This is a genomic window from Pseudomonas sp. PsB, assembly GCF_043658375.1.
Taxonomy (GTDB): Bacteria; Pseudomonadota; Gammaproteobacteria; order Pseudomonadales; family Pseudomonadaceae; genus Aquipseudomonas; species Aquipseudomonas putida_Z.
In genome coordinates, this window is the sequence record NZ_JBIGLU010000043.1 from 1 (window position 1) to 19,077 (window position 19,077).

The following is a 19,077-nucleotide window of genomic DNA, read 5'->3' on the forward strand; positions in this document are numbered from 1 at the left end:
GTGGTGATCAGTGGTACCGCTGAGGCCGGGGCCAAGGTGATTCTCACCGACGGCAGCGGCAACCCGATCGGCCAGACCACTGCCGACGGCAGCGGCAACTGGTCGTTCACGCCCGGTACGCCGCTGGTCAACGGCACGGTCATCAATGCCGTGGCCCAGGACGCCGCCGGCAACACCAGCACCCCACAAGTCAGCACCACGGTGGATGCGGTAGCCCCCGGCGAGCCGACGATCGAGCCGAGCAACGGCACCGAGATCAGTGGTACCGCCGAAGCCGGGGCCAAGGTGATCCTCACCGACGGCAACGGCAACCCGATCGGTGAGACGACCGCCGACGGCAGTGGCAACTGGTCGTTCACGCCCGGTACACCGCTGGCCAACGGCACGGTGATCAACGCCGTGGCCCAGGACCCGGCCGGCAATACCAGCGGGCCGAGCAGCGTCACCGTTGACGCCATCGCCCCGGCCGCGCCGACTATCGAGCCGAGCAATGGTGTGGTCCTCACGGGTACTGCTGAGCCCGGCGCCACCGTCATCCTCACCGATGGTGGCGGCAACCCGATCGGCGAGACGACCGCCGACGGCAGTGGCGACTGGAGCTTCACCCCAACCACGCCGCTGGCCAATGGCACGGTGGTCAACGCGGTGGCCGAGGACGCCGCCGGCAACAGCAGTGGCCCGGCCAGTACCACGGTCGACTCGGTGGCGCCGTCGGCACCGCTGTTGAGCATCAGTGCCGACGGTGCGCTGCTGACCGGTACCGCCGAGCCGAACAGCCAGGTACGCCTCGTGATCGACGGCGATACCGCCAACCCGATCACGGTGAATGTCGACGGCGCCGGTAACTTCAGCCTGCCGTTGGCGCCACCGCTGATCACCGGCGAGCTGATCAGCGGGGTTACCGCCGACGCTGCCGGTAACATCAGCGGCCCGGCGACGATCAACGCGCCGGACCTGGCGCCGCCGACCATCAGTGTGCCGGAAGCCGCCGACACCTGGATCAACGCTGCGGAGATCAGCGACGGCATTCAGGTCGACGTGACGATCCGCCCGACCATGCAGGTCGGCCAGGTGATCACCGTCGCCTTCGCCGGGCAGAACGGCTACGAGACGCAGGCAACTCACACCATCACCGCCGGCGATATCCTGGCCGGCAGCGTCACCGTGACCATTCCCCCTGGCGGTGGCATGGGGCCGTTCCCGGAGGGCGCTTCTACCGTCACTGCAGACATCAATGGCGGTACTGCTTCGATCTCGGTGCCGTTCACCATCGACACCATCCCGCCTGCAACACCGGTGCTGTCGCTGGTGGGCAGCATCCTGACCATCTCCACCGATCCGGGAACCGAACTTACGGTTGAAGTGGACATCGGCGGCGTCACCGCCACCGCTACGGTGACAGCTGACAACAGCGGGCTGGCTTCGCTGAACCTGCTCACCGACTTGGACATCGACCTTACCCTGGACCAGTTGCTCAACGCCCAGGTCTCGGTCACCGGCGAGGATCCGGCCGGCAACACGAGCAATGTGGCGACCATCGGCGTTGGCGGCAGCATCGAGCAGCCAGTGACCATCGGCAACTTCGGCGTCGATGTCAGCCTCAACCCGCTGAACCCGCGGTTCGGTTTCAGCGGCACCACCGAGCCGGACTCCAGCGTGGTGATCCGTGTCATCACCCCGGCGCTGAACGTCGAACTGCTGCCGATCCAGGCGGACAGCTCGGGCAACTTCTCGCTGAACCTGCTGAGCCCGACCGTCCTCACCCAGTTGGGGCTGAACATCACCGATATCCTCAACCTCGGTTCGCAGATCTCGTTCAACATCGTCGCCACCGACACCAACGGCAACGACAGCTCGGCCTACGGCATCACCCTGGCCCCTAACGGGCTGTCGCTGAACATCGGCCAGATCGACGTCAACGGCACCGCCGGGGACGATGTCATGTCCGGGTCGAACGGCAGTTCGGAGCACATCAACGGAGGCGATGGCAACGACCTGATCTTCAACGTGGGGACCGGCGATCAGGTAGTGGCCGGCGACGGCAACGACGCCATCCAGATCACTGCGACCAACTTCACCAGCATCGACGGCGGGGCGGGCTTCGACACCTTGATCCTGGCCGACGGCATCGATCTTGACTACAACGCTGTCGGCGTCGGCACGCTCTCCAACATCGAGCGCATCGACCTCGGCAAGGGCGACTCGGGGAGCGTACTGACCCTGACCGCCGCGGAGGTCGACGCCATCACCGACAGTAACAACATCCTGCAGATCACCGGCGAGAGCAACGACACCCTCAACGTGGTGGGTGCCGTGAACACCGGGACCACGCAGCAGCTCAACGGCATTACCTACGATGTCTACAACTTTGGCAGCAGTACCCTGCTGATCGAGGACAACACGGTACAGGTCGTGGTCTGATGCGCGGCCTGTCCGTGCTCAAGGGACGGCGCCGTGGCGCGGGAGCCCTCTGGCTCCTGTGCCTGGGGCTGCTGTTGTCCGCCCCGGCCATCCCGCTTGACCAGGCGGTGCGGGCGGGGTTGGCGATCCACCCGCAGGTGCGTTCGGCGATGGCCGAAGCGGATCGTGCGGGCACCGAGGTGGAGATCGCCAAGGGTGGCTATTACCCCTCTGTCACCATGTCCGGAGGGCCGCAGGAGTTCGACGTTGGCGAGGTCGTCTACGACGTCACCGTCTCGCAGATGCTGTATGACTGGGGAAGGGTGACGAGCAAGGTCGACAGCGCCAGTGCCACCCGGCGCAAGCTGTCCGAGGCGGTGCTGGTGGCGCGCGACGATGCGGCGCTGGATATCGTCGAGACCTATCTCGATGTGCTTGCCTCGGAGCGCCGGGTGGAGACGGTGCGCCAGCACATCCAGCGCCTCGACGGCATCCGCGAGATGACCCAGGCGCGCGGCAGCGACGGTTACGCCGACCGCAGCGAACTGGACCGCGCCAACCTCGAACTGGCGCGTGCCCAGGAACAGCTGTCGCTGGAGAAGGGCAACCTGCAGGACGCGCGCAACCAGTACGCGATCCTGGTTGGCCAGGACCCCTCCGAACTGGTGGAGCCCGAGCCGATGTCGCTGCAGCGCTACCTGGCTGCCAGCGACATGACGCGGGTGATACGCGAGTCGCCGTTGCAGCGCAAGGCGTTGGAGGACGCCAATGTCGCCGAGGCGCAAGTCCGCGAGGCCAAGGCTTCGTTGCTGCCACAGTTGAACCTGGAGGCCTCCGCGTTGCGCCGGGAGATCGGCGGTCGCCCGGAAAGCGACTCGGTGATGTCGCTGCGCTTTCGCATGGATACCTTCCAGGGGCTTTCCAACTTCCGCCGGCCGACCGCTGCGCAACAGCGTCTGGAGTCGGCGCAATGGACGGCCGATGCGATGCAACGTGACATCCGCCGGCAGTTGCAGACGCTGTTCGATAATGGCGACACCCTGCGCTGGCGGGAACAGTCGCTGAGCCAGCAGGTGACGGAGTCGGAGCAGGTGGGCGAGCTGTACCGCGAGCAGTTCGAGGTCGGCCGGCGCGACGTGATCGACTTGCTCAACGTGCAGCGCGAACGCTTCGAGGCCGAGCGGCAATTGATCAATCTGCACATCGAGCGCAAGCGCATCGAGTACCGGGCGGCCGCGCAGGTCGGGCTGTTGGGGGCATTACTGGAGAATCGGTTGAATCATGGAAGTTGAACAATCCCCGGATAATGTCGTGACCCTGAACCACGACGACCCGCTGCGCCAGGGCCTGCTGCTGCTGTGCCGGCAACTGGGCCGGCCGCTGGGCGACGCCGAGCTGGTCGACGGCCTGGCACTGGAGCACGGACGCCTGCCGCTGCGCCTGGTCGCCCGCGCCCTGCGCCGCGCCGACATCACTGCCAGGTTCGCGGAGCTGCCGTTGCGGCAGATGGACGCCTACCTGCTGCCGGCCCTGCTGTTGCTCGATGATGGCCGCAGCCTGCTGCTGGTTGGCATCGAGGGTGAGCAGTACGAGGTGCTGGTGCCGCAGAGCGACGGCGGCCGTGAGTGCATGGCGCTGCCCGTTCTGGAGGCGCTTTACAGCGGCACGGCGGTGTTCGCCAAGTGCCGCTACCACCCCGACGGGCGGGTGGGCGACTACGCCAGCGGCCTGCCGGAGCACTGGTTCTTCGGGCCGCTCAAGCGGCTCTGGCGCTCTTATGCGGAAGTAACGGCGGCGGCCCTGGTGGCCAACGTCCTGGCCGTCGCCTCGGCGCTGTTCGCCATGCAGGTGTACGACCGCGTGGTACCCAACGCGGCCTTCGATACCCTCTGGATACTCGCCAGCGGCGTGGCCCTGGCGATCATCGTCGACGGGGTATTGCGGATCCTTCGCGGGCACCTGCTGAACGTTCTCGGCAAGCGCCTGGACCTGCAGTTGTCGAGCCTGCTGTTCGCACGTGTGCTGAGCACCCGGATCGCCGCCAAACCGGCGTCGATGGGCGCGTTCAGTACCCAGGTGCGTGAGTTCGAGTCGGTCCGCGAATTCTTCACTTCGTCCAGCGCCGCGTTGATCAGCGACCTGCCGTTCGTGGTGATCTTCCTGTTGATCATTGCCGTGATCGGTGGCCATGTGGTCTGGGTGCCGCTGGTGGCCTGCGTGTTGATGCTGCTGCCGGGGCTGCTGACCCAGCGCCTGCTGGGGCACCTGTCGCGGCAGAACCTGCGCGAGGGGGCGATGAAGAACAGCGTGCTGCTGGAAGCCTTCGAACACCTGGAGACGGTCAAGGCTGCGCGTGCCGAAGGCCGCTGCCGCCAGCAGTGGGAGACGCTCACCGGGGAACTGGCCGGTACCGCAATGAAGACCCACGCCTTGGCCTCGACGCTCAGCTATTCGGCGAGCATCGTCCAGCAACTGTGCTATGTCGGGGTGGTGGTGTTCGGCGTCTACCGGATAAGCGACGGCGCGATGACCGTCGGTGCCCTGGTGGCCTGTTCGATCCTTGCCTCGCGGGCCATCGCACCGCTGTCCCAGGCTGCTGCCATTCTTGGCCGCTGGCAGCACACCAAGGTGGCGCTGGAGGGCCTCGACCAGCTGATGTCCGCCGAGCAGGAGCGGCCCGCCGGCAAGCGCTTCGTGCACCGCGACCGGCTGCACGGGCATTACCGCCTGGAGGCGCTGCGCCTGGCCCACGGCGACAGCCCACCGGTGGTCGACGTGCAGGCGCTGAACATCCAGGCCGGCGAGCGGGTGGCGCTGCTTGGCGGCAACGGCGCCGGCAAGTCGACCCTGCTGCGGCTGCTCAGCGGCCTGCTCGACGCGCAATCCGGCCGGCTGTTGCTGGACGATATCGCCCTGAGCCAGCTCGACCCGGCCGACCGCCAGCGCGGCATCGGCTACTTGCCGCAGGACGTGGCGCTGTTCCACGGCAGCCTGCGCGAAAACCTCAACCTGGCCAACGCCGCGCTGGGTGACGAGGAATTGCTGGAAGCCCTCGATGGCGTGGGGCTGGGCACTTTCGTACGCGCCCACCCGTTGGGGCTGGACATGCCGATCCAGGGCAACGCCAGCCTCTCCGGTGGCCAGCGCCAGGCGGTGGGGTTGGCCCGCGTACTGTTGCAGGACCCGCCGATCCTGCTGCTCGACGAGCCGACCGCGGCCTTCGACCAGAACAGCGAGAAGCAGGTCATCGACTACCTGCAGAAATGGCTGGGCCGCCGTACCCTGATCATCACCACCCACAAGAAAAGCGTCTTGGCGCTGGTGGACCGTGCAGTGGTGCTGCGCAACGGCCAGGTGATCATGGACGGCCCGCTGAACCAGGTGGTGCTGGGCAACCAGGTGCAGGCGCCGCAGGTCGCCGAAGGAGCCGGCCATGGCAGCTGAAAAAAGTTCTGTAGTGCTGCGCCGGCAACTGGCCGACCCCTTGCTGGCGACCACTCACCCGGTCTATCGCCCGCTGCTCTGGACCCTGCTCGGCAGCGTCTTGCTGTTCGTCGCCTGGGCCGCCTGGGCAGAGCTCGATGAAGTGACGCGCGGCGATGGGCGGGTGGTGCCGTTCAGCCGTATCCAGAAGATCCAGAGCCTGGAAGGGGGCATTCTCGACCGTCTGCTGGTGCAGGAGGGCGACCTGGTGGAGGTCGGGCAGCCGCTCCTGCGCCTGGACGAGACGCGCTTTCTCACCAATTTCCAGGAGTCGGCCAACCAGGCCGGCGTGCTGCGCGCGGCCATCGCCCGGCTGGACGCCGAAGTGCTGGGCAAGGCGGCCATCGAGTTTCCATCGGACATCGACCCGCAAGGGCCGCTGGCGCGTTCCGAGCGCGAGCTGTTCAAGTCGCGGCGGGACAAGCTGCTCGAAGGTAGCCAGGCGATCCAGAGGCAGATCAGCCTGGCCCAGAGCCAGCTCGACCTGGTTCGCCCGCTGGTGGCCAAGCGTGCGGTGAGCCAGATGGAGGCGCTGCGGCTGAGCCAGGACATCGCTACCCTCAACGGCAAGCTGACCGAGCTGAAGAGCAGCTACTTCCAGGATGCCTATACCGAACGCTCACAGCGCAAGGCCGACCTCAGTGCCCTGGAGCCGATCGTCCAGCAGCGCCAGGACCAACTGCGCCGCACCGGAATCGTTTCGCCGGTGCGTGGGCGGGTCAACACCGTGCTGATCAACACCCGTGGCGGGGTGATCCAGCCCGGCGAGGCGATCATGGAAGTGATCCCGGTGGAGGACCGCCTGCTGGTAGAGGCCAGGATCAAGCCGCGCGACGTGGCCTTCCTGGTGCCGGGCATGCCGGCCAAGGTAAAGATCACTGCCTACGACTTCAGCATCTATGGCGACCTGAAGGGCACCCTGGAGCAGATCAGCGCCGACACCATCGAGGAGGACACGCCCCATGGCAAGGAGTCGTACTACCAGGTGCTGATCCGCACTGACGGCAGCCAGCTCAAGCGCGGCGAGGAGGTGCTGCCGATCATCCCCGGCATGGTTGCCGAGGTGGATATCCTCAGCGGCAAGCGCAGCGTGCTCAATTACTTGCTGCGCCCGCTGATCAAGGCCCGTCTGTACTGAACTGGGGTGTCAGGCCATCAGTACGGATGCCAGCAGCTTGATTGCCGACGTGCGGTGATGGCCGGCACTGTAGGCCAGCACTATGTCGCGGCAGTACCTGGGTTCTTCGCTCAGAATCCGGGCGTTTGGCGATTGCTCCAGCAATGACGGCCATTGCGGTACCAAGGAAACGCCTTGCCCCAGCGACACCAGCAGGCTGATGGCCTCGAGCGCATCCAGGTCGCAAGCCACGCTGGGCGCGAGACCCCGGTCGTCCAGATAACTCTGGGTTATCAGGCCGCCCCAGGAGTCCACGGCATATCGGATATAGGGCCCGGTGGCGAGCATTGCCTGCGCTTCAGCCCGGGAGGCCGCGGCAGGTGCCAACAAGCACAGCGGTTCGCTGCGCAACGTGAGCGTTCTCAACGATTTTGCTGTCTTGAAGGGTGGCGCCACCAGAATGGCCGCATCCAGTTCCTGATTGATCAGCTTGTCATGAAGCAGTTTCGAGTCACCGGGCGTGATGGTGAGTTTGAGGTCGGGCGCGGAGGATGACAAATGCTCCAGTGCTGCCGGTACAAGGCCGGTGAGGGCGGTTGATATGGCGCCAATGCGCAGTTCCCCGGTCAGCGTATCGGCGTTCAGGTCGTTCCTGAGCTGATTGGCATGCTCGACGATGCAACGTATCCGTGGAATCAATGCCAGCAGCTTTTCTGTCGGCCTTATCGCGTGTGCCTCTCTACTGAAGAGAGTGCAGCCCAAGTGTTTCTCCAGGTTTTGAATGCGCAAACTTATTGCAGCGGCTGAAACATTTGCTTTCTTTGCCGCACCCGCAATGGAGCCGCATTCAACAACAGATATGAGGCTTTCCAGATTTTGAATGTCCATAAGTAATGCTTATGCTCAGACCAAGTGTCAGTTGGTGTACATGAATGCCGGGCGGTGTGAGGATAGTGGCTCCGTTCGAGGAGTACCATCATGTTGACACCCTTTCATGTTGCTTATCATGTCAAAGATCTGGATGAAGCAAGAAAATTCTATAAAGAGGTTCTTGGCTGTGTCGAGGGGCGTAGCACTGATACGTGGGTAGACTTCGAGTTCTTTGGTCACCAGATATCTCTGCATGTGGGCAAGCCCTTTGAAACCAGCCGCACTGGCAAGGTCGGCCCGCACCTTGTACTGATGCCTCATATCGGGGTGATATTGCCTCTGGATCGCTGGCAAGCCTTGGCTGAACGCCTTGAAGTTCTGGGCGTGCAGTTCGAAATTCCACCGGTTGTACGTTTCGAGGGTGAGCCTGGCGAGCAGAGGACAATGTTTTTCCTGGACCCAAGTGGTAACCCGATCGAAATCAAGGGGTTCAAGAATTTGAGTGCAGTCTTTGCTTCCTAGTGTCTTATAAAAACAGAGATCAGTCCTGTGAGAATAAAAATAAATTTAATCACGCAAATTGCAATTGGCCTGGCTGTCGGTATATGCGTTGGCGTGTTGTTGAATCATTTTCCCGATTACAAGGGGTGGTGGATCGAACAAGTGCTACAGCCGGCGGGCGACGCGTTTATAAAACTGATGAAAATGATCATCGTGCCGCTGGTGTTTTCCTGCATGGTGGTAGGCATAGCCGGCTCTGGCAAGCGCGCCCTGGGGCGGGTGGGAACAAAGAGTCTTGTCTATTTCTTTGTTGTGACCGGGGTCGCAATCATTTTCGGCTTGTTGGTCGGTAACGTGCTCCAGCCAGGCGCCGGTGCGGGTTTCGCCGTTTCATCGGCGAGTGAAGCAGTGCCACCGGTGCAAAATGGTTCGGCAGGGCTCGGCAAGGTATTGTTGGGCATCATTCCTGATAATGTAGTGGCCGCAATGGCAGAGGCGAAGCTGTTGTCGGTACTGTTCTTCGCCATCTTGTTCGGGGTGGCACTGTCTACGCTGGATGAACCCAGGAGGCAGCCTTTGGTTGCCGTGCTGCAGACGGTAGTGGATACCATGTTCAAGGTCACTCATATGGTCATGGCCTACTCACCGATCGGCATCTTTGCCCTGATAGCTGTCACCGTGTCGACCTTCGGGATTGATTCACTGATGCCGCTGGCAAAGCTGATAGCCATTACTTATGTGGCGGTACTGTTCTTCGCGATTGCCGTGCTGGGCCTTGTTGCCAGGGCTGTTGGCGAGAATATCTTCGAGATCATCAAGGCCTTCAAGGATGAACTGATACTGGCCTTCAGCAGCGCGAGTTCCGCCACCGTCATGCCGCAATTGATGGCCAAGACCGAAGCACGGGGTGTGCCGCGAGCTATCACATCGCTGGTGATCCCGTTGGGTTATTCATTCAATCTGGATGGCGCGTCGCTGTTTGCGGGCCTGGGTACACTGTTTATCGCGCAGGCCTACAATATTGAACTGGCCCTGGCCGACCAGGTCATGCTGGTATTCATCATGGTATTGACGTCCAAAGGCGCTGCCGGAGTGCCCGGGTTCATGTTTGTGATTCTGACTGCAACCCTGACAGCGGCAGGTTTGCCATTGGAAGGCGTGGCTCTGATTGCAGGGGTATATCGATTGATGGACATGCCCGTTACGGCATTGAACGTGCTCGGCAATGCGCTGGCGCCGATCGTGGTCGCAAAATGGGAAAGCCGCGCCGGAACATTGCCGGCTGATGTCGTGGTTACGGAGCAATCATCTCGATAGCAGAGGGGAGGCTCGTTCAGCCAAGCGTTTGGAACGGGAATTGCTGCATCCCTGAAAACCTGCCCATTTGGGGATGCGGCCATGTTTCCAGAAGATCTGTACTTCATGTTTCTCTTCGCCGTTGCCGTGTTGGCACTCGATGTGGCAGCCATCATGCTCTATCGGAGTGCCAAGCCCTGACCCGGGTTTGGGGACTTTCACCCTGAACCGGGTTTTGGTCTACAGTGCTGGGACGTCTCTGGTGTAAGGAAACAGCTATGGCAAAGCGTCGATGGGCAGTTATCGCTACCTCGATCGCGCTGGCAGTGGGGCCGGCGCTTACTTATGCCGACCCGGGTAATGGTAAAGGGCAGGGCCACGGCAAGGACAAGGGCCAGCATGGTCAAGGTCACGGGGGCTCGTATGGTGGGCCCTCGATAAACCGTGGCGATGTGCTTGGCATTCTTGACGGGCACCGCAGCTACTGGAGCGCAGGGCCGGCGCTGCCCCCTGGCATTCAGAAGAACCTGGCCCGTGGCAAACCGCTGCCGCCGGGTATCGCCAAGAAGCTGGATGGCAGGCTGCTGGGGCAACTGCCTCATTACGATGGCTATGAATGGATGCAGGCGGGTGCGGACCTGATCCTGGTGGCAGTTGCTACGGGGATTATCTACGAGGTGTTGAACGGCGCGCTGGATTGACGTCAGGCGCAGGTGTCAGCGAGCGCCCCGGCAGGTGACGCGGTGGTTGGCACCGGCTGCGCCCACAGGGACAGCGCATTCTTTCGGCAGGTGGGGTTCTTGTGGGAGCGGGCATGCCCGCGAAGCAGGCGACGCGATGGTTGGCACCGGCTGCGCCGGTGTTCGCGGGCGCGCCCGCTCCCACAGGGACAGCGCATTCCTTTGGTTGTCGGGGACCCTGTGGGAGCGGGTTCACCCGCGAAGCAAGCGACGCGATGGCTGATACCGGATACGCCGGTGTTCTCGATAGCGCCCGTTCCTCCAAAATCAGGTTTTTTCCTGCACGTTCAGTACTGAACCCTTATCGTCCGTGGTCAGCAAGCCGCTGGAGTGCGTGCCTTCCGTTTGCAGTTCGGCGAGTGGTACATCTGTAATACGGAAAAAGCTGCGACCTTGTTCACCAACCCTCAGGGTGATCAGTTTTCCATTCTGATAGAAGAATTGCGTTCTGTTGGTGTTCCTTTGCATGGTGTGTGCTCCGAAGGCTATTGGCAGATTCACTTTCCCAGCCTTCACTCACCCAGGCCACTGGCAGAAATATCAGTTGCGGCCCGTGCAGCGAGACTTTGGTTGATTGGTAAGCCAATACAACTCCCGTTAAAATGCCGCGTATCCTTGATGGCCAACTGCAAATGTCTACGTTTCGTATCTTTCTCGCCGCCGTGCTGGTCACCGGCCTTGCCGGCTGCGCAACCCCTGGCAAACCCACTGCCAGCAAACTGACCCACAAATCGCCCCAGCAGTACGCCGCCTGCGTACTGCCCAAGTGGCAAGCGCTGGCGCCACAGGCCACGCAGAAATCGATCGCCCACGGCTACCGGCTGACGGCTCCCAGCGCCGTGGCATCCGATGATGTGCTGGACGTAGTCGATTCCCGCGAGGGCAGCCGCGCGACCTTCTACAAGGGCAGCTTCCTGTCTGGCGACAAATTGCGCCAGGCTGCCAGGGAATGCCTGGACTGACTCAGTAACCCGATCCGCTAGAGCCGCCCATGCTGGGCAGGCGGGCCCTGCGCTGAGCATTGCTCCACTCGGCGCAGGTCATGAAAGCGGTATTGTCCACTTTGCCGGTGCCGTCGAAACTCACGCTGTAGGGTTGCCGGTTGTCGGCCTTGGTCAGCATGTAGTCGAAGCAGGTGCCGGGCACCACGGTGCGTTCGGTCTCGGCAGCGGGCTTGCCGCCGATCTGCATGACCTGGTCTCTGCTCATGCCGTTGGCGACTTTCGCCACCAGCGGCTGGTCGTGGTACAGCGCGGAATTGGACGAGCAGGCAGAAAGCGCTGCCAGTGCAAGGATCAGCGCGTGAAAGGGTTTGTTCATGGCAGTGCTCCGGTAGAGGACGCCGATGAAGGCAGGTGCTCCCCGCGCGAATGTGCGACCCCTGGCTCTGCGATCACACCATCAATCCGCTCGGCTTTCCATCATACTCCTGTCACGAACACGTGCCCCCTGTAGGAGCGGCCTTGTGTCGCGATGGGCTGCGTAGCAGCCCCCGGATCTTGCGTCGATGCACAGGTTGCCGGGGCCGCTACGCAGCCCATCGCGACACAAGGCCGCTCCTACAGGGATCGCACAGCCGTCTGGATTCTGGGTATCAGCCTGCATCACCGCGTTTGTTCATCTGCTCGCACTGCATCAGTGCATCCGTCCTGCTTGGATAACTGGGCTTGAGCCGCTCCTTCGCTTGGTTATCGTAAATGTCGAAACCCCCACAAACGGTAGCGGCGTAATAGCGGCTACCCACGCGGAACGACTCCTTTTCGATCGGCACAGCGGGAACGATAACGAATCTTGGTTGCATTTTTCGTGCCTCCCCAGGCAGAGACTTAAGTATTAGTCTGGGCATGGATAACCATCAAGGAGACTCATGAATAAAAAACGGTTTTCGTGATCGGCAGGTCGACGCCCGTCCTGTCATCAAATGAAAACCCGCTGTCGTCCGATGCGAAGCACCCCGCACACCAAGGGCATACAGTCCAATCACCCAGAACTGACGCCATGCGTCCAGATCGATGATTGGAGAGACAAGCATGTCCAAAGTCGTACGTTTCCATCAGACCGGTGGCCCCGAGGTGCTGCGCTACGAGGACGCCGAGGTCGGCGAGCCCGGCCCGGGGCAGGTGCGCTTGCGCCAGGTGGCGGTGGGCCTGAACTACGCCGATACCTATTTCCGCAACGGCACCTACCCGATCCCGCTGCCCAATGGCATCGGCGTGGAAGCGGCCGGCGTGGTCGAGGCGCTGGGCGAGGGCGTGACCCAGGTGGCGGTGGGTGACCGGGTCACCTACACCGGCTTCCTCAACACCCTGGGCGCTTATTGCACCGAGCGCCTGATCCCTGCCGCCGCGCTGATCAAGCTGCCGGATACCATCGCCTTCGAAACCGCCGCCGCCATGACCATGCGCGGCCTGACCTCCGCCTACCTGCTGCGTCGGCTGCATGACTTCAAACCCGGCGACAGCGTGCTGCTGCATGCTGCCGCTGGCGGGGTCGGCCTGATCGTCGCGCAGTGGGCGCAGCTGCTGGGGCTGAACGTGATCGGCACGGTGTCCACCGAGGCCAAGGCTGAAGTGGCTCGCGCCCATGGCTGCAACCACGTCATCAACTACAGCGTCGAGGACGTTGCCACGCGCGTGCGTGAGCTGACCGACGGGGTAGGGGTGAACGTGGTGTTCGACAGCGTTGGCAAGAACACCTTCATGGGCTCGCTCGATTCGCTCAAGCGCCGCGGCCTGATGGTTTGCGTCGGCACGGCGTCAGGCACCATCCCGCCGTTCGACCCGCAGTTGCTGGCGATCAAGGGCTCGTTGCAGCTCACCCGCCCGGCACTGGCCGACTTCATCGCCGACCCGGCGGAAAAGGCCGACCTGGCCGGCGAGCTGTTCGATCACGTCGGCAGCGGGCGCATCCGTATCGAGATCAACCAGCACTACGCACTGCAGGATGCCGTCCAGGCCCACCGTGACCTGGAAGCGCGCAAGACCACCGGCTCGTCGATCTTCGTCATCTGAAGAGGGCAACAGCATGCACATCGAACAACTGACCTGCGCGATCGGTGCCGAGGTAAGTGGGGTCAACCTGGCCGACGCGATCCACGACGACGACCTGTTCGCCCAGCTTCGCGCGCAGTTGCTCCGGCACCGTGTGCTGTTCCTGCGCGACCAGCACTTCAGCCGCGCCGAACACGTGGCGTTCGCCCGCCGCTTCGGCGACCTGGAGGACCACCCGGTGGCCGGCAGCGACCCGGAGCATCCGGGCCTGGTACAGATCTACAAGCGCCCGGACCAGCCCAACGACCGCTATGAAAATGCCTGGCACACCGACGCCACCTGGCGCGAGGCCCCGCCGATGGGCTGTGTGCTGCGCTGCATCGAATGCCCGCCCGTGGGCGGCGACACGATGTGGGCGAACATGGTGCTGGCCTATGAAAACCTGCCAGGCGATGTGAAGGCCAAGATCGAAGGACTGCGCGCCCGTCACAGCATCGAGGCCAGCTTTGGCGCCGCCATGCCGCTGGAAAAGCGCCTGGCGCTGAAGGCACAGTTCCCCGATGCCGAGCACCCGGTGGTGCGCACCCACCCGGAAACCGGCGAGCAGGTGCTGTTCGTCAACGCCTTCACCACCCATTTCAGCAACTACCACACCCCGCAGCGGGTGCGCTTCGGGCAGGACGCCAACCCCGGTGCCAGCGACCTGCTGCGTTACCTGATCAGCCAGGCCTACCTGCCGGAGTACCAGGTGCGCTGGCGCTGGAAGCCCAACAGCGTGGCGATCTGGGACAACCGTAGCACCCAGCACTACGCCGTCATGGACTACCCGCCGTGCCACCGCAAGATGGAGCGCGCCGGGATCAAGGGCAGCCCCACGTTCTGAGTTCGTCGCCGTCGCTGGCGGCAACCGCACAATAACAATAGCGAGGACTACAGCATGCAATTCTTCGACGATTCGTTGCACCCGGAAAACATGGAAAAGGTGGTGATCACCGTGGCCCCCTATGGCCCGGAGTGGATGCCCGAAGATTTCCCTGAAGACATTCCCCTGACCATGGACGAGCAGGTGCAGAAGGCCGTCGACTGCTTTGATGCAGGTGCCACCGTACTGCACCTGCACGTGCGCGAACTGGACGGCAAGGGCTCCAAGCGCCTGTCCAAGTTCAACGAGCTGATCGCCGGGGTGCGCGAAGCGGTGCCGGACATGATCATCCAGGTTGGCGGATCGATTTCCTTTGCCCCGGAAAGCGAAGGCGAGGCGGCCAAGTGGCTGTCGGACGACACCCGGCACATGCTCGCCGAGCTGACGCCGCGCCCCGACCAGGTGACCGTGGCCATCAACACCACGCAGATGAACATCATGGAGTTGCTGTACCCCGAGTACCTGGAAGGTACCTCGCTGGCCAGCCCGGCGATTCATGCCGCCTATAGCGAGATGACTGTGCCGGCCGGCCCGGCCTGGGTCCGCGAGCACCTGCGCCGCCTGCAGGCCAGCAACATCCAGCCGCATTTCCAGCTGACCGGCATGCATGCCCTGGAGACACTCGAGCGCATCGTCCGCCGTGGTGACTACATGGGCCCGCTGAACCTGACCTGGATCGGCATTGGCGGCGGTTTCGACGGCCCCAACCCGTTCAACTTCTTCAACTTCATCCACCGCGCGCCGGACGGTTGCACCCTGACCGCCGAATCGTTGCTGAAGAACGTGCTGCCGTTCAACACCATGGCCCTGGCCATGGGCCTGCACCCACGCTGCGGCAACGAAGACACCATCATCGACCAGCATGGCAAGCGCTTCACCTCGGTGCAGCAGATCCAGCAGACCGTGCGTGTGGCCCATGAGCTGGGCCGCGAGATTGCCAGCGGCAAGGAAGCACGCGCCATTTACCGCATCGGGCAGCAGTACGACAGCATCGAGCAGACCCTCGAGGCCAACGGCATGGCGCCGAATCGCCAGCCGGGCGTGAAGGGCGTGCCGCAGCGCTGACTTCACTGGCCTGCGCTGGCCTTTGTAGGAGCGGCCTTGTGTCGCGACAGGGCTGCACAGCAGCCCCGGCAATAGTTGAGTTGACGCTTCACTCGGGGGCCGCTTTGCGGCCCATCGCGACACAAGGCCGCTCCTACAGGGGGCGTGCCAATGCATAAGAACAAGAAAAACCCACATCACCCCAAGGAGGCAACATGGCCACCTATCTCGCCAGTGCCGAAGATTCCGGCACCGACACCGCCCACAGCGTCCCCCGGCGCTATGCCTGGGTGGTCTTCGCCCTGACCTTTGGGCTGTTGATCTCCGACTACATGTCGCGCCAGGTGCTCAATGCGGTGTTCCCGCTGCTCAAGGGCGAATGGGCATTGAGCGACAGCCAGCTCGGCCTGCTCAGCGGTATCGTCGCGCTGATGGTCGGTCTGCTGACCTTCCCGCTGTCGCTGCTGGCCGACCGCTTCGGCCGGGTGCGCAGCCTGGTGCTGATGGCTGTACTGTGGAGCCTGGCCACCCTCGGCTGCGCCCTGGCGGAAAACTACCCGCAAATGTTCGTCGCGCGGTTTCTGGTGGGGGTAGGCGAGGCGGCCTACGGCAGTGTCGGCATCGCCGTGGTGGTCGCCGTGTTCCCCCGCGACATGCGCTCGACCCTGGCCGGCGCGTTTATGGCCGGTGGCATGTTCGGCTCGGTGCTGGGCATGGCCATGGGCGGTGTACTGGCCCAGCACCTGGGCTGGCGCTGGGCATTCGCCGGCATGGCGCTGTTCGGCCTGGTGCTGGCGATGCTGTACCCGCTGATCGTCAAGGAGGCGCGTATTGCGCCTAAATGCGTGCAGCAGTCGCAAGGCAAGGCCGGCCGCCCGCTGCGCACCCTGTACAGCAGCCGTTCGGTCATCGCGGCCTACGTCGGCAGCGGGCTGCAGCTGTTCGTCGGCGGCACCGTGATCGTGTGGATGCCCAGCTACCTGAACCGCTATTACGCCATGGGCACCGACCGCGCCGGGGCTATTGCGGCAGTCATCGTGCTGTGCAGCGGCATCGGCATGATCCTCTGCGCCATGCTCTGCGACCGCCTCGGGCGGCAGCGCCCGGACCGCAAGATCAGCCTGGCCATCGCCTACTGCCTGGGCAGCTGCGCGCTGTTGTCCCTCGCTTTCGCGCTGCCAGCCGGCACCGCCCAACTGGTGCTGATCTGCCTGGGCATGATGATCGCCGCCGGGACCAACGGCCCATCCAGTGCCATGGTCGCCAACCTCACCCACGCCTCGGTGCACGGCACCGCGTTTGCCACCCTGACCCTGGCCAACAACCTGTTGGGCCTGGCCACCGGGCCGCTGATCACCGGGCGCGTTTCCGACCTGGTCGGCCTGCATGCCGCCTTCCAGCTGGTGCCGCTGATGAGCATCGGCGCAGCGGCGGTGTTTTTCCTCGCCAAACGTCATTACCACCGCGACATGGATCGTCTGCACGCACCGGCACACGACGCTGCCGACGCACCCCGGGAGTTGAAACCGTGAAACAGCTGTTGTCCGTCGAAGTGTTCTTCGATTTCGTCTGCCCGTGGTGCCTGATTGGCCAGCGGCACCTGCAGGCCGCCCTGTTGCTGTTGCAGCGCGAACAGCCGCAAGTGCAGGTACAACTGCAATGGCGAGGTGTGCAGTTGTTGCCTGGCTTGCCCGCCGCTGGCGTGCCGTTCCATGCCTTCTATCTGCAACGCCTGGGAAGCGAGGAGGCGGTACGCGAGCGCCAGGCCCAGGTGCGCGGCGCTGCCCGTGTGGTAGGCGAGGACATCGACTTCTCGCGTATCCGCCGCATGCCCAACACCGGCAATGCCCATCGGCTGCTGCAGCGGGCTGCCCAGTTGCTCGAAGCAGCGCAACTGGAAGCCTTGCTGGCGCAGCTGTTCATCGCCTATTTCCACCAGGGCCGCGACCTGGGGGATAGCCGCACCTTGCTCGACGTCGCACAGTGTTGCGGGCTGGATGCCGCGCAGGTAGTCGACTGCCTGCGTGACGACGGCAGCCCGTTCCTCGATGGGGCCGGGCGCGCTGGCAGTGCCGTGCCGCGTTTCCGTTTCAATCAGGGGCCGCTCGTTGCGGGTGCACAGCCTGCCGAGGTGCTGTATGCGGCCATGACCGAAGCGCTGCAAGAGGTTGAGAGGGCATGACCCGGCGCATTGCATTGGCCCCCCATCAGGTGCCGGAACGTGACGGCCGTGTGCTGTTGGCCTGCGAAGGGCGCAGCGTGGCGCTGTTCAACGTTGCCGACTCGCTCTATGCCATCGACGACAGCTGCCCGCACCAGGGCGCGTCGTTGTGCGGCGGGCGGCTGGAAGGCCGTGTCATCCAGTGCTGCGCGCATGGCCTGCGCTTCGACCTGGCCAGCGGCTACCTGGTCAATTCCAGGGCCTTGAAGGTTGCCAGCTACCCGGTCGAGCAGCAGGGCGGGCAGGTCTACATCGTGTTTGACAGTGAGGAGGCGGGGCAATGAATACACTGGCACTTGGCGCTACCCATCAGCGTATCCGCACCCTCGCCCCGGGGGTGGTGGTCAGCCTTGTCGTCGGCGCGGCCGCCAGTTTCCTCGGTGAGCATTACGCGGCCCCGGTCATGCTGTTTGCCTTGCTATTGGGGATGGCGCTGAACTTTCTCGCGGTCGACGGCCCCTGCAAGGCCGGTATCGAGTTCACCGCCCGCACGGTACTGCGCCTGGGCGTGGCGCTGCTTGGCATGCGCATCACCCTGGACCAGATCGCCAGCCTCGGCTGGAAGCCCGTGGCCCTGGTCGTGACCCTGGTGGTGGTGACCATCCTGGTCTCGGTGGTGGTGGCCAAGGTGCTGGGGTTTTCACGGCTGTTCGGCATGCTTACCGGCGGTGCCACGGCCATTTGCGGTGCCTCGGCGGCGCTGGCGCTGGCAGCTGCCTTGCCACAGCACCCGCGCAAGGAGCATGCAACGCTGTTCACCGTGATCGGCGTGTCGGCGCTGTCGACCCTGGCGATGATCCTCTACCCGATGATTGCCCAGTGGCTGCACCTGTCCCCGGCGCAGGCCGGGGTCTTCCTCGGTGCGACCATCCACGACGTGGCGCAGGTGGTGGGGGCGGGCTACAGCATGTCTACCGAGACCGGCGACATCGCCACGGTGGTCAAGCTGATGCGGGTGGCCATGCTGTTGCCGGTCATTGTCTGCGCGGCCATGATCACCCGGCGCCAGGGCCTCAAGGCCGGTGGCCAGCGGCCGCCCTTGCTGCCATGGTTCGCGGTCGGCTTCCTGCTGCTGGCGTGCGTCAACAGCACAGGCTGGGTACCCACCGCGGTGCAAGCCGGTATCAACGACCTGTCGCGCGGCTGCCTGGTGGTGGCGATCAGTGCCCTGGGCATGAAAACCCAACTCAAGGCGCTGGCCGCGGTCGGGCTGAAACCCATTGCGCTGATGGTGGGGGAGAGCGTGTTTCTTGTGCTTTTGGTGCTGGCGTTGATGAATTGGGTGGGTTCGGCTTGAGATGTGTGGCGCCTGTGAGATCGAGCGCCGCCCGCGCGGCGCTTCGCAGCACAAGGCTGCTCCTACATCTGTTTCGGGCCAATAACGCCTGTTCCAATGCACGCGACCGCCTTGTTTGCCCGGCACAATATCGAGGTGGGCACCAAGGGCCCGCGCGCGTCTGCCTCAGGAATAACTGGCCCGAAACAGATGTAGG

Annotated in this window: 19 protein-coding genes; 15 read left to right on the forward strand and 4 right to left on the reverse strand. The window is 63.7% G+C overall.

The genetic code is table 11. The features are described from left to right. The 4 genes from ACGLHT_RS26855 to ACGLHT_RS26870 all read left to right on the forward strand — a co-directional run. Positions 1 to 2,421: Ig-like domain-containing protein (locus tag ACGLHT_RS26855; RefSeq protein ID WP_394520713.1), on the forward strand; the 2,421-nt coding region annotated here is incomplete at its 5' end. Next, the gene (locus ACGLHT_RS26860) at positions 2,421 to 3,692 is read left to right on the forward strand and encodes a TolC family protein (protein ID WP_274120522.1); all 1,272 of its coding nucleotides are present in this window, start codon (positions 2,421 to 2,423) and stop codon (positions 3,690 to 3,692) included. The genes ACGLHT_RS26855 and ACGLHT_RS26860, both read left to right, overlap by 1 nt. After that, entirely contained in the window at positions 3,682 to 5,844 is a 2,163-nt protein-coding gene (locus ACGLHT_RS26865) for a type I secretion system permease/ATPase (protein ID WP_274120523.1), read from the forward strand. The genes ACGLHT_RS26860 and ACGLHT_RS26865 overlap by 11 nt, the downstream gene beginning before the upstream one ends. Further along, positions 5,834 to 7,021 carry an HlyD family efflux transporter periplasmic adaptor subunit gene (locus ACGLHT_RS26870; RefSeq protein WP_025338981.1) on the forward strand — a complete coding sequence of 396 codons (1,188 nt, stop codon included), beginning with the start codon at positions 5,834 to 5,836 and terminating at the stop codon, positions 7,019 to 7,021. Before ACGLHT_RS26865 ends, ACGLHT_RS26870 begins: the two co-directional genes overlap by 11 nt. A 9-nt stretch (positions 7,022 to 7,030) precedes the next feature. Here the strand turns inward: ACGLHT_RS26870 and ACGLHT_RS26875 are convergent, their stop codons facing one another. After that, positions 7,031 to 7,888 (reverse strand): LysR family transcriptional regulator, encoded by an 858-nt coding sequence (locus ACGLHT_RS26875; protein ID WP_274120524.1) that lies wholly within the window; start codon positions 7,886 to 7,888, stop codon positions 7,031 to 7,033. A gap of 90 nt (positions 7,889 to 7,978) precedes the next feature. Between ACGLHT_RS26875 and ACGLHT_RS26880 the strand changes: the two genes are divergently transcribed. The 3 genes from ACGLHT_RS26880 to ACGLHT_RS26890 all read left to right on the forward strand — a co-directional run bounded on the left by ACGLHT_RS26880 (position 7,979) and on the right by ACGLHT_RS26890 (position 10,368). Continuing rightward, positions 7,979 to 8,392, forward strand: a complete 414-nt coding sequence (locus ACGLHT_RS26880) for a VOC family protein (RefSeq protein WP_137163842.1) — start codon at positions 7,979 to 7,981, stop codon at positions 8,390 to 8,392. A gap of 27 nt (positions 8,393 to 8,419) precedes the next feature. After that, positions 8,420 to 9,688, forward strand: coding sequence for a cation:dicarboxylate symporter family transporter (locus ACGLHT_RS26885; RefSeq protein ID WP_085591144.1), 1,269 nt, complete (start codon positions 8,420 to 8,422; stop codon positions 9,686 to 9,688). Positions 9,689 to 9,945: 257 nt separating this feature from the next. Next, a complete protein-coding gene (locus tag ACGLHT_RS26890) occupies positions 9,946 to 10,368 on the forward strand; it encodes an anti-virulence regulator CigR family protein (RefSeq protein WP_013972524.1) in 423 nt (140 codons plus the stop codon). Between the two features lie 306 nt (positions 10,369 to 10,674). On the opposite strand, the gene ACGLHT_RS26895 is transcribed toward ACGLHT_RS26890, so the two are convergent. Beyond that, entirely contained in the window at positions 10,675 to 10,875 is a 201-nt protein-coding gene (locus ACGLHT_RS26895) for a hypothetical protein (RefSeq protein WP_137164798.1), read from the reverse strand. A gap of 134 nt (positions 10,876 to 11,009) precedes the next feature. Here ACGLHT_RS26895 and ACGLHT_RS26900 point away from each other — a divergent pair, with 134 nt between their 5' ends. After that, positions 11,010 to 11,369, forward strand: coding sequence for a hypothetical protein (locus ACGLHT_RS26900; protein ID WP_137163843.1), 360 nt, complete (start codon positions 11,010 to 11,012; stop codon positions 11,367 to 11,369). Position 11,370: 1 nt separating this feature from the next. Here ACGLHT_RS26900 and osmE read toward each other — a convergent pair whose 3' ends face one another. Both osmE and ACGLHT_RS26910 read right to left on the reverse strand, forming a co-directional pair. Then, the gene (osmE, locus tag ACGLHT_RS26905) at positions 11,371 to 11,727 is read right to left on the reverse strand and encodes an osmotically-inducible lipoprotein OsmE (RefSeq protein WP_137163844.1); all 357 of its coding nucleotides are present in this window, start codon (positions 11,725 to 11,727) and stop codon (positions 11,371 to 11,373) included. 274 nt (positions 11,728 to 12,001) lie between these two features. Further along, entirely contained in the window at positions 12,002 to 12,208 is a 207-nt protein-coding gene (locus ACGLHT_RS26910; RefSeq protein ID WP_025338990.1) for a hypothetical protein, read from the reverse strand. A 229-nt stretch (positions 12,209 to 12,437) separates the two neighbouring features. Here ACGLHT_RS26910 and ACGLHT_RS26915 point away from each other — a divergent pair, with 229 nt between their 5' ends. The 7 genes from ACGLHT_RS26915 (at position 12,438) to ACGLHT_RS26945 (ending at position 18,881) form a co-directional block, all read left to right on the forward strand. Further along, positions 12,438 to 13,418 (forward strand): quinone oxidoreductase, encoded by a 981-nt coding sequence (locus ACGLHT_RS26915; protein WP_013972529.1) that lies wholly within the window; start codon positions 12,438 to 12,440, stop codon positions 13,416 to 13,418. Between the two features lie 13 nt (positions 13,419 to 13,431). After that, positions 13,432 to 14,280, forward strand: a complete 849-nt coding sequence (locus tag ACGLHT_RS26920; protein WP_013972530.1) for a TauD/TfdA family dioxygenase — start codon at positions 13,432 to 13,434, stop codon at positions 14,278 to 14,280. Between the two features lie 54 nt (positions 14,281 to 14,334). Further along, the gene (locus tag ACGLHT_RS26925) at positions 14,335 to 15,384 is read left to right on the forward strand and encodes a 3-keto-5-aminohexanoate cleavage protein (RefSeq protein ID WP_039613499.1); all 1,050 of its coding nucleotides are present in this window, start codon (positions 14,335 to 14,337) and stop codon (positions 15,382 to 15,384) included. Between the two features lie 194 nt (positions 15,385 to 15,578). Further along, positions 15,579 to 16,895 carry an MFS transporter gene (locus tag ACGLHT_RS26930; RefSeq protein WP_137163846.1) on the forward strand — a complete coding sequence of 439 codons (1,317 nt, stop codon included), beginning with the start codon at positions 15,579 to 15,581 and terminating at the stop codon, positions 16,893 to 16,895. Further along, entirely contained in the window at positions 16,892 to 17,545 is a 654-nt protein-coding gene (locus tag ACGLHT_RS26935; RefSeq protein ID WP_137163847.1) for a DsbA family protein, read from the forward strand. Before ACGLHT_RS26930 ends, ACGLHT_RS26935 begins: the two co-directional genes overlap by 4 nt. Beyond that, positions 17,542 to 17,868, forward strand: a complete 327-nt coding sequence (locus ACGLHT_RS26940) for a Rieske 2Fe-2S domain-containing protein (protein ID WP_013972534.1) — start codon at positions 17,542 to 17,544, stop codon at positions 17,866 to 17,868. The genes ACGLHT_RS26935 and ACGLHT_RS26940 overlap by 4 nt, the downstream gene beginning before the upstream one ends. Beyond that, positions 17,865 to 18,881 (forward strand): YeiH family protein, encoded by a 1,017-nt coding sequence (locus tag ACGLHT_RS26945; RefSeq protein ID WP_137163849.1) that lies wholly within the window; start codon positions 17,865 to 17,867, stop codon positions 18,879 to 18,881. The genes ACGLHT_RS26940 and ACGLHT_RS26945 overlap by 4 nt, the downstream gene beginning before the upstream one ends. Positions 18,882 to 19,077: the final 196 nt, after the last annotated feature.

Coding starts and splice junctions, on each gene's coding strand:
- ACGLHT_RS26860 (WP_274120522.1), top strand. CDS start 2,421: ATGCGCGGCCTGTCCGTGCTCAAGGGACGGCGCCGTGGCGCGGGAGCC.
- ACGLHT_RS26865 (WP_274120523.1), top strand. CDS start 3,682: ATGGAAGTTGAACAATCCCCGGATAATGTCGTGACCCTGAACCACGAC.
- ACGLHT_RS26870 (WP_025338981.1), top strand. CDS start 5,834: ATGGCAGCTGAAAAAAGTTCTGTAGTGCTGCGCCGGCAACTGGCCGAC.
- ACGLHT_RS26875 (WP_274120524.1), bottom strand. CDS start 7,888: ATGGACATTCAAAATCTGGAAAGCCTCATATCTGTTGTTGAATGCGGC.
- ACGLHT_RS26880 (WP_137163842.1), top strand. CDS start 7,979: ATGTTGACACCCTTTCATGTTGCTTATCATGTCAAAGATCTGGATGAA.
- ACGLHT_RS26890 (WP_013972524.1), top strand. CDS start 9,946: ATGGCAAAGCGTCGATGGGCAGTTATCGCTACCTCGATCGCGCTGGCA.
- ACGLHT_RS26895 (WP_137164798.1), bottom strand. CDS start 10,875: ATGCAAAGGAACACCAACAGAACGCAATTCTTCTATCAGAATGGAAAA.
- ACGLHT_RS26900 (WP_137163843.1), top strand. CDS start 11,010: ATGCCGCGTATCCTTGATGGCCAACTGCAAATGTCTACGTTTCGTATC.
- osmE (WP_137163844.1), bottom strand. CDS start 11,727: ATGAACAAACCCTTTCACGCGCTGATCCTTGCACTGGCAGCGCTTTCT.
- ACGLHT_RS26910 (WP_025338990.1), bottom strand. CDS start 12,208: ATGCAACCAAGATTCGTTATCGTTCCCGCTGTGCCGATCGAAAAGGAG.
- ACGLHT_RS26915 (WP_013972529.1), top strand. CDS start 12,438: ATGTCCAAAGTCGTACGTTTCCATCAGACCGGTGGCCCCGAGGTGCTG.
- ACGLHT_RS26920 (WP_013972530.1), top strand. CDS start 13,432: ATGCACATCGAACAACTGACCTGCGCGATCGGTGCCGAGGTAAGTGGG.
- ACGLHT_RS26925 (WP_039613499.1), top strand. CDS start 14,335: ATGCAATTCTTCGACGATTCGTTGCACCCGGAAAACATGGAAAAGGTG.
- ACGLHT_RS26930 (WP_137163846.1), top strand. CDS start 15,579: ATGGCCACCTATCTCGCCAGTGCCGAAGATTCCGGCACCGACACCGCC.
- ACGLHT_RS26940 (WP_013972534.1), top strand. CDS start 17,542: ATGACCCGGCGCATTGCATTGGCCCCCCATCAGGTGCCGGAACGTGAC.
- ACGLHT_RS26945 (WP_137163849.1), top strand. CDS start 17,865: ATGAATACACTGGCACTTGGCGCTACCCATCAGCGTATCCGCACCCTC.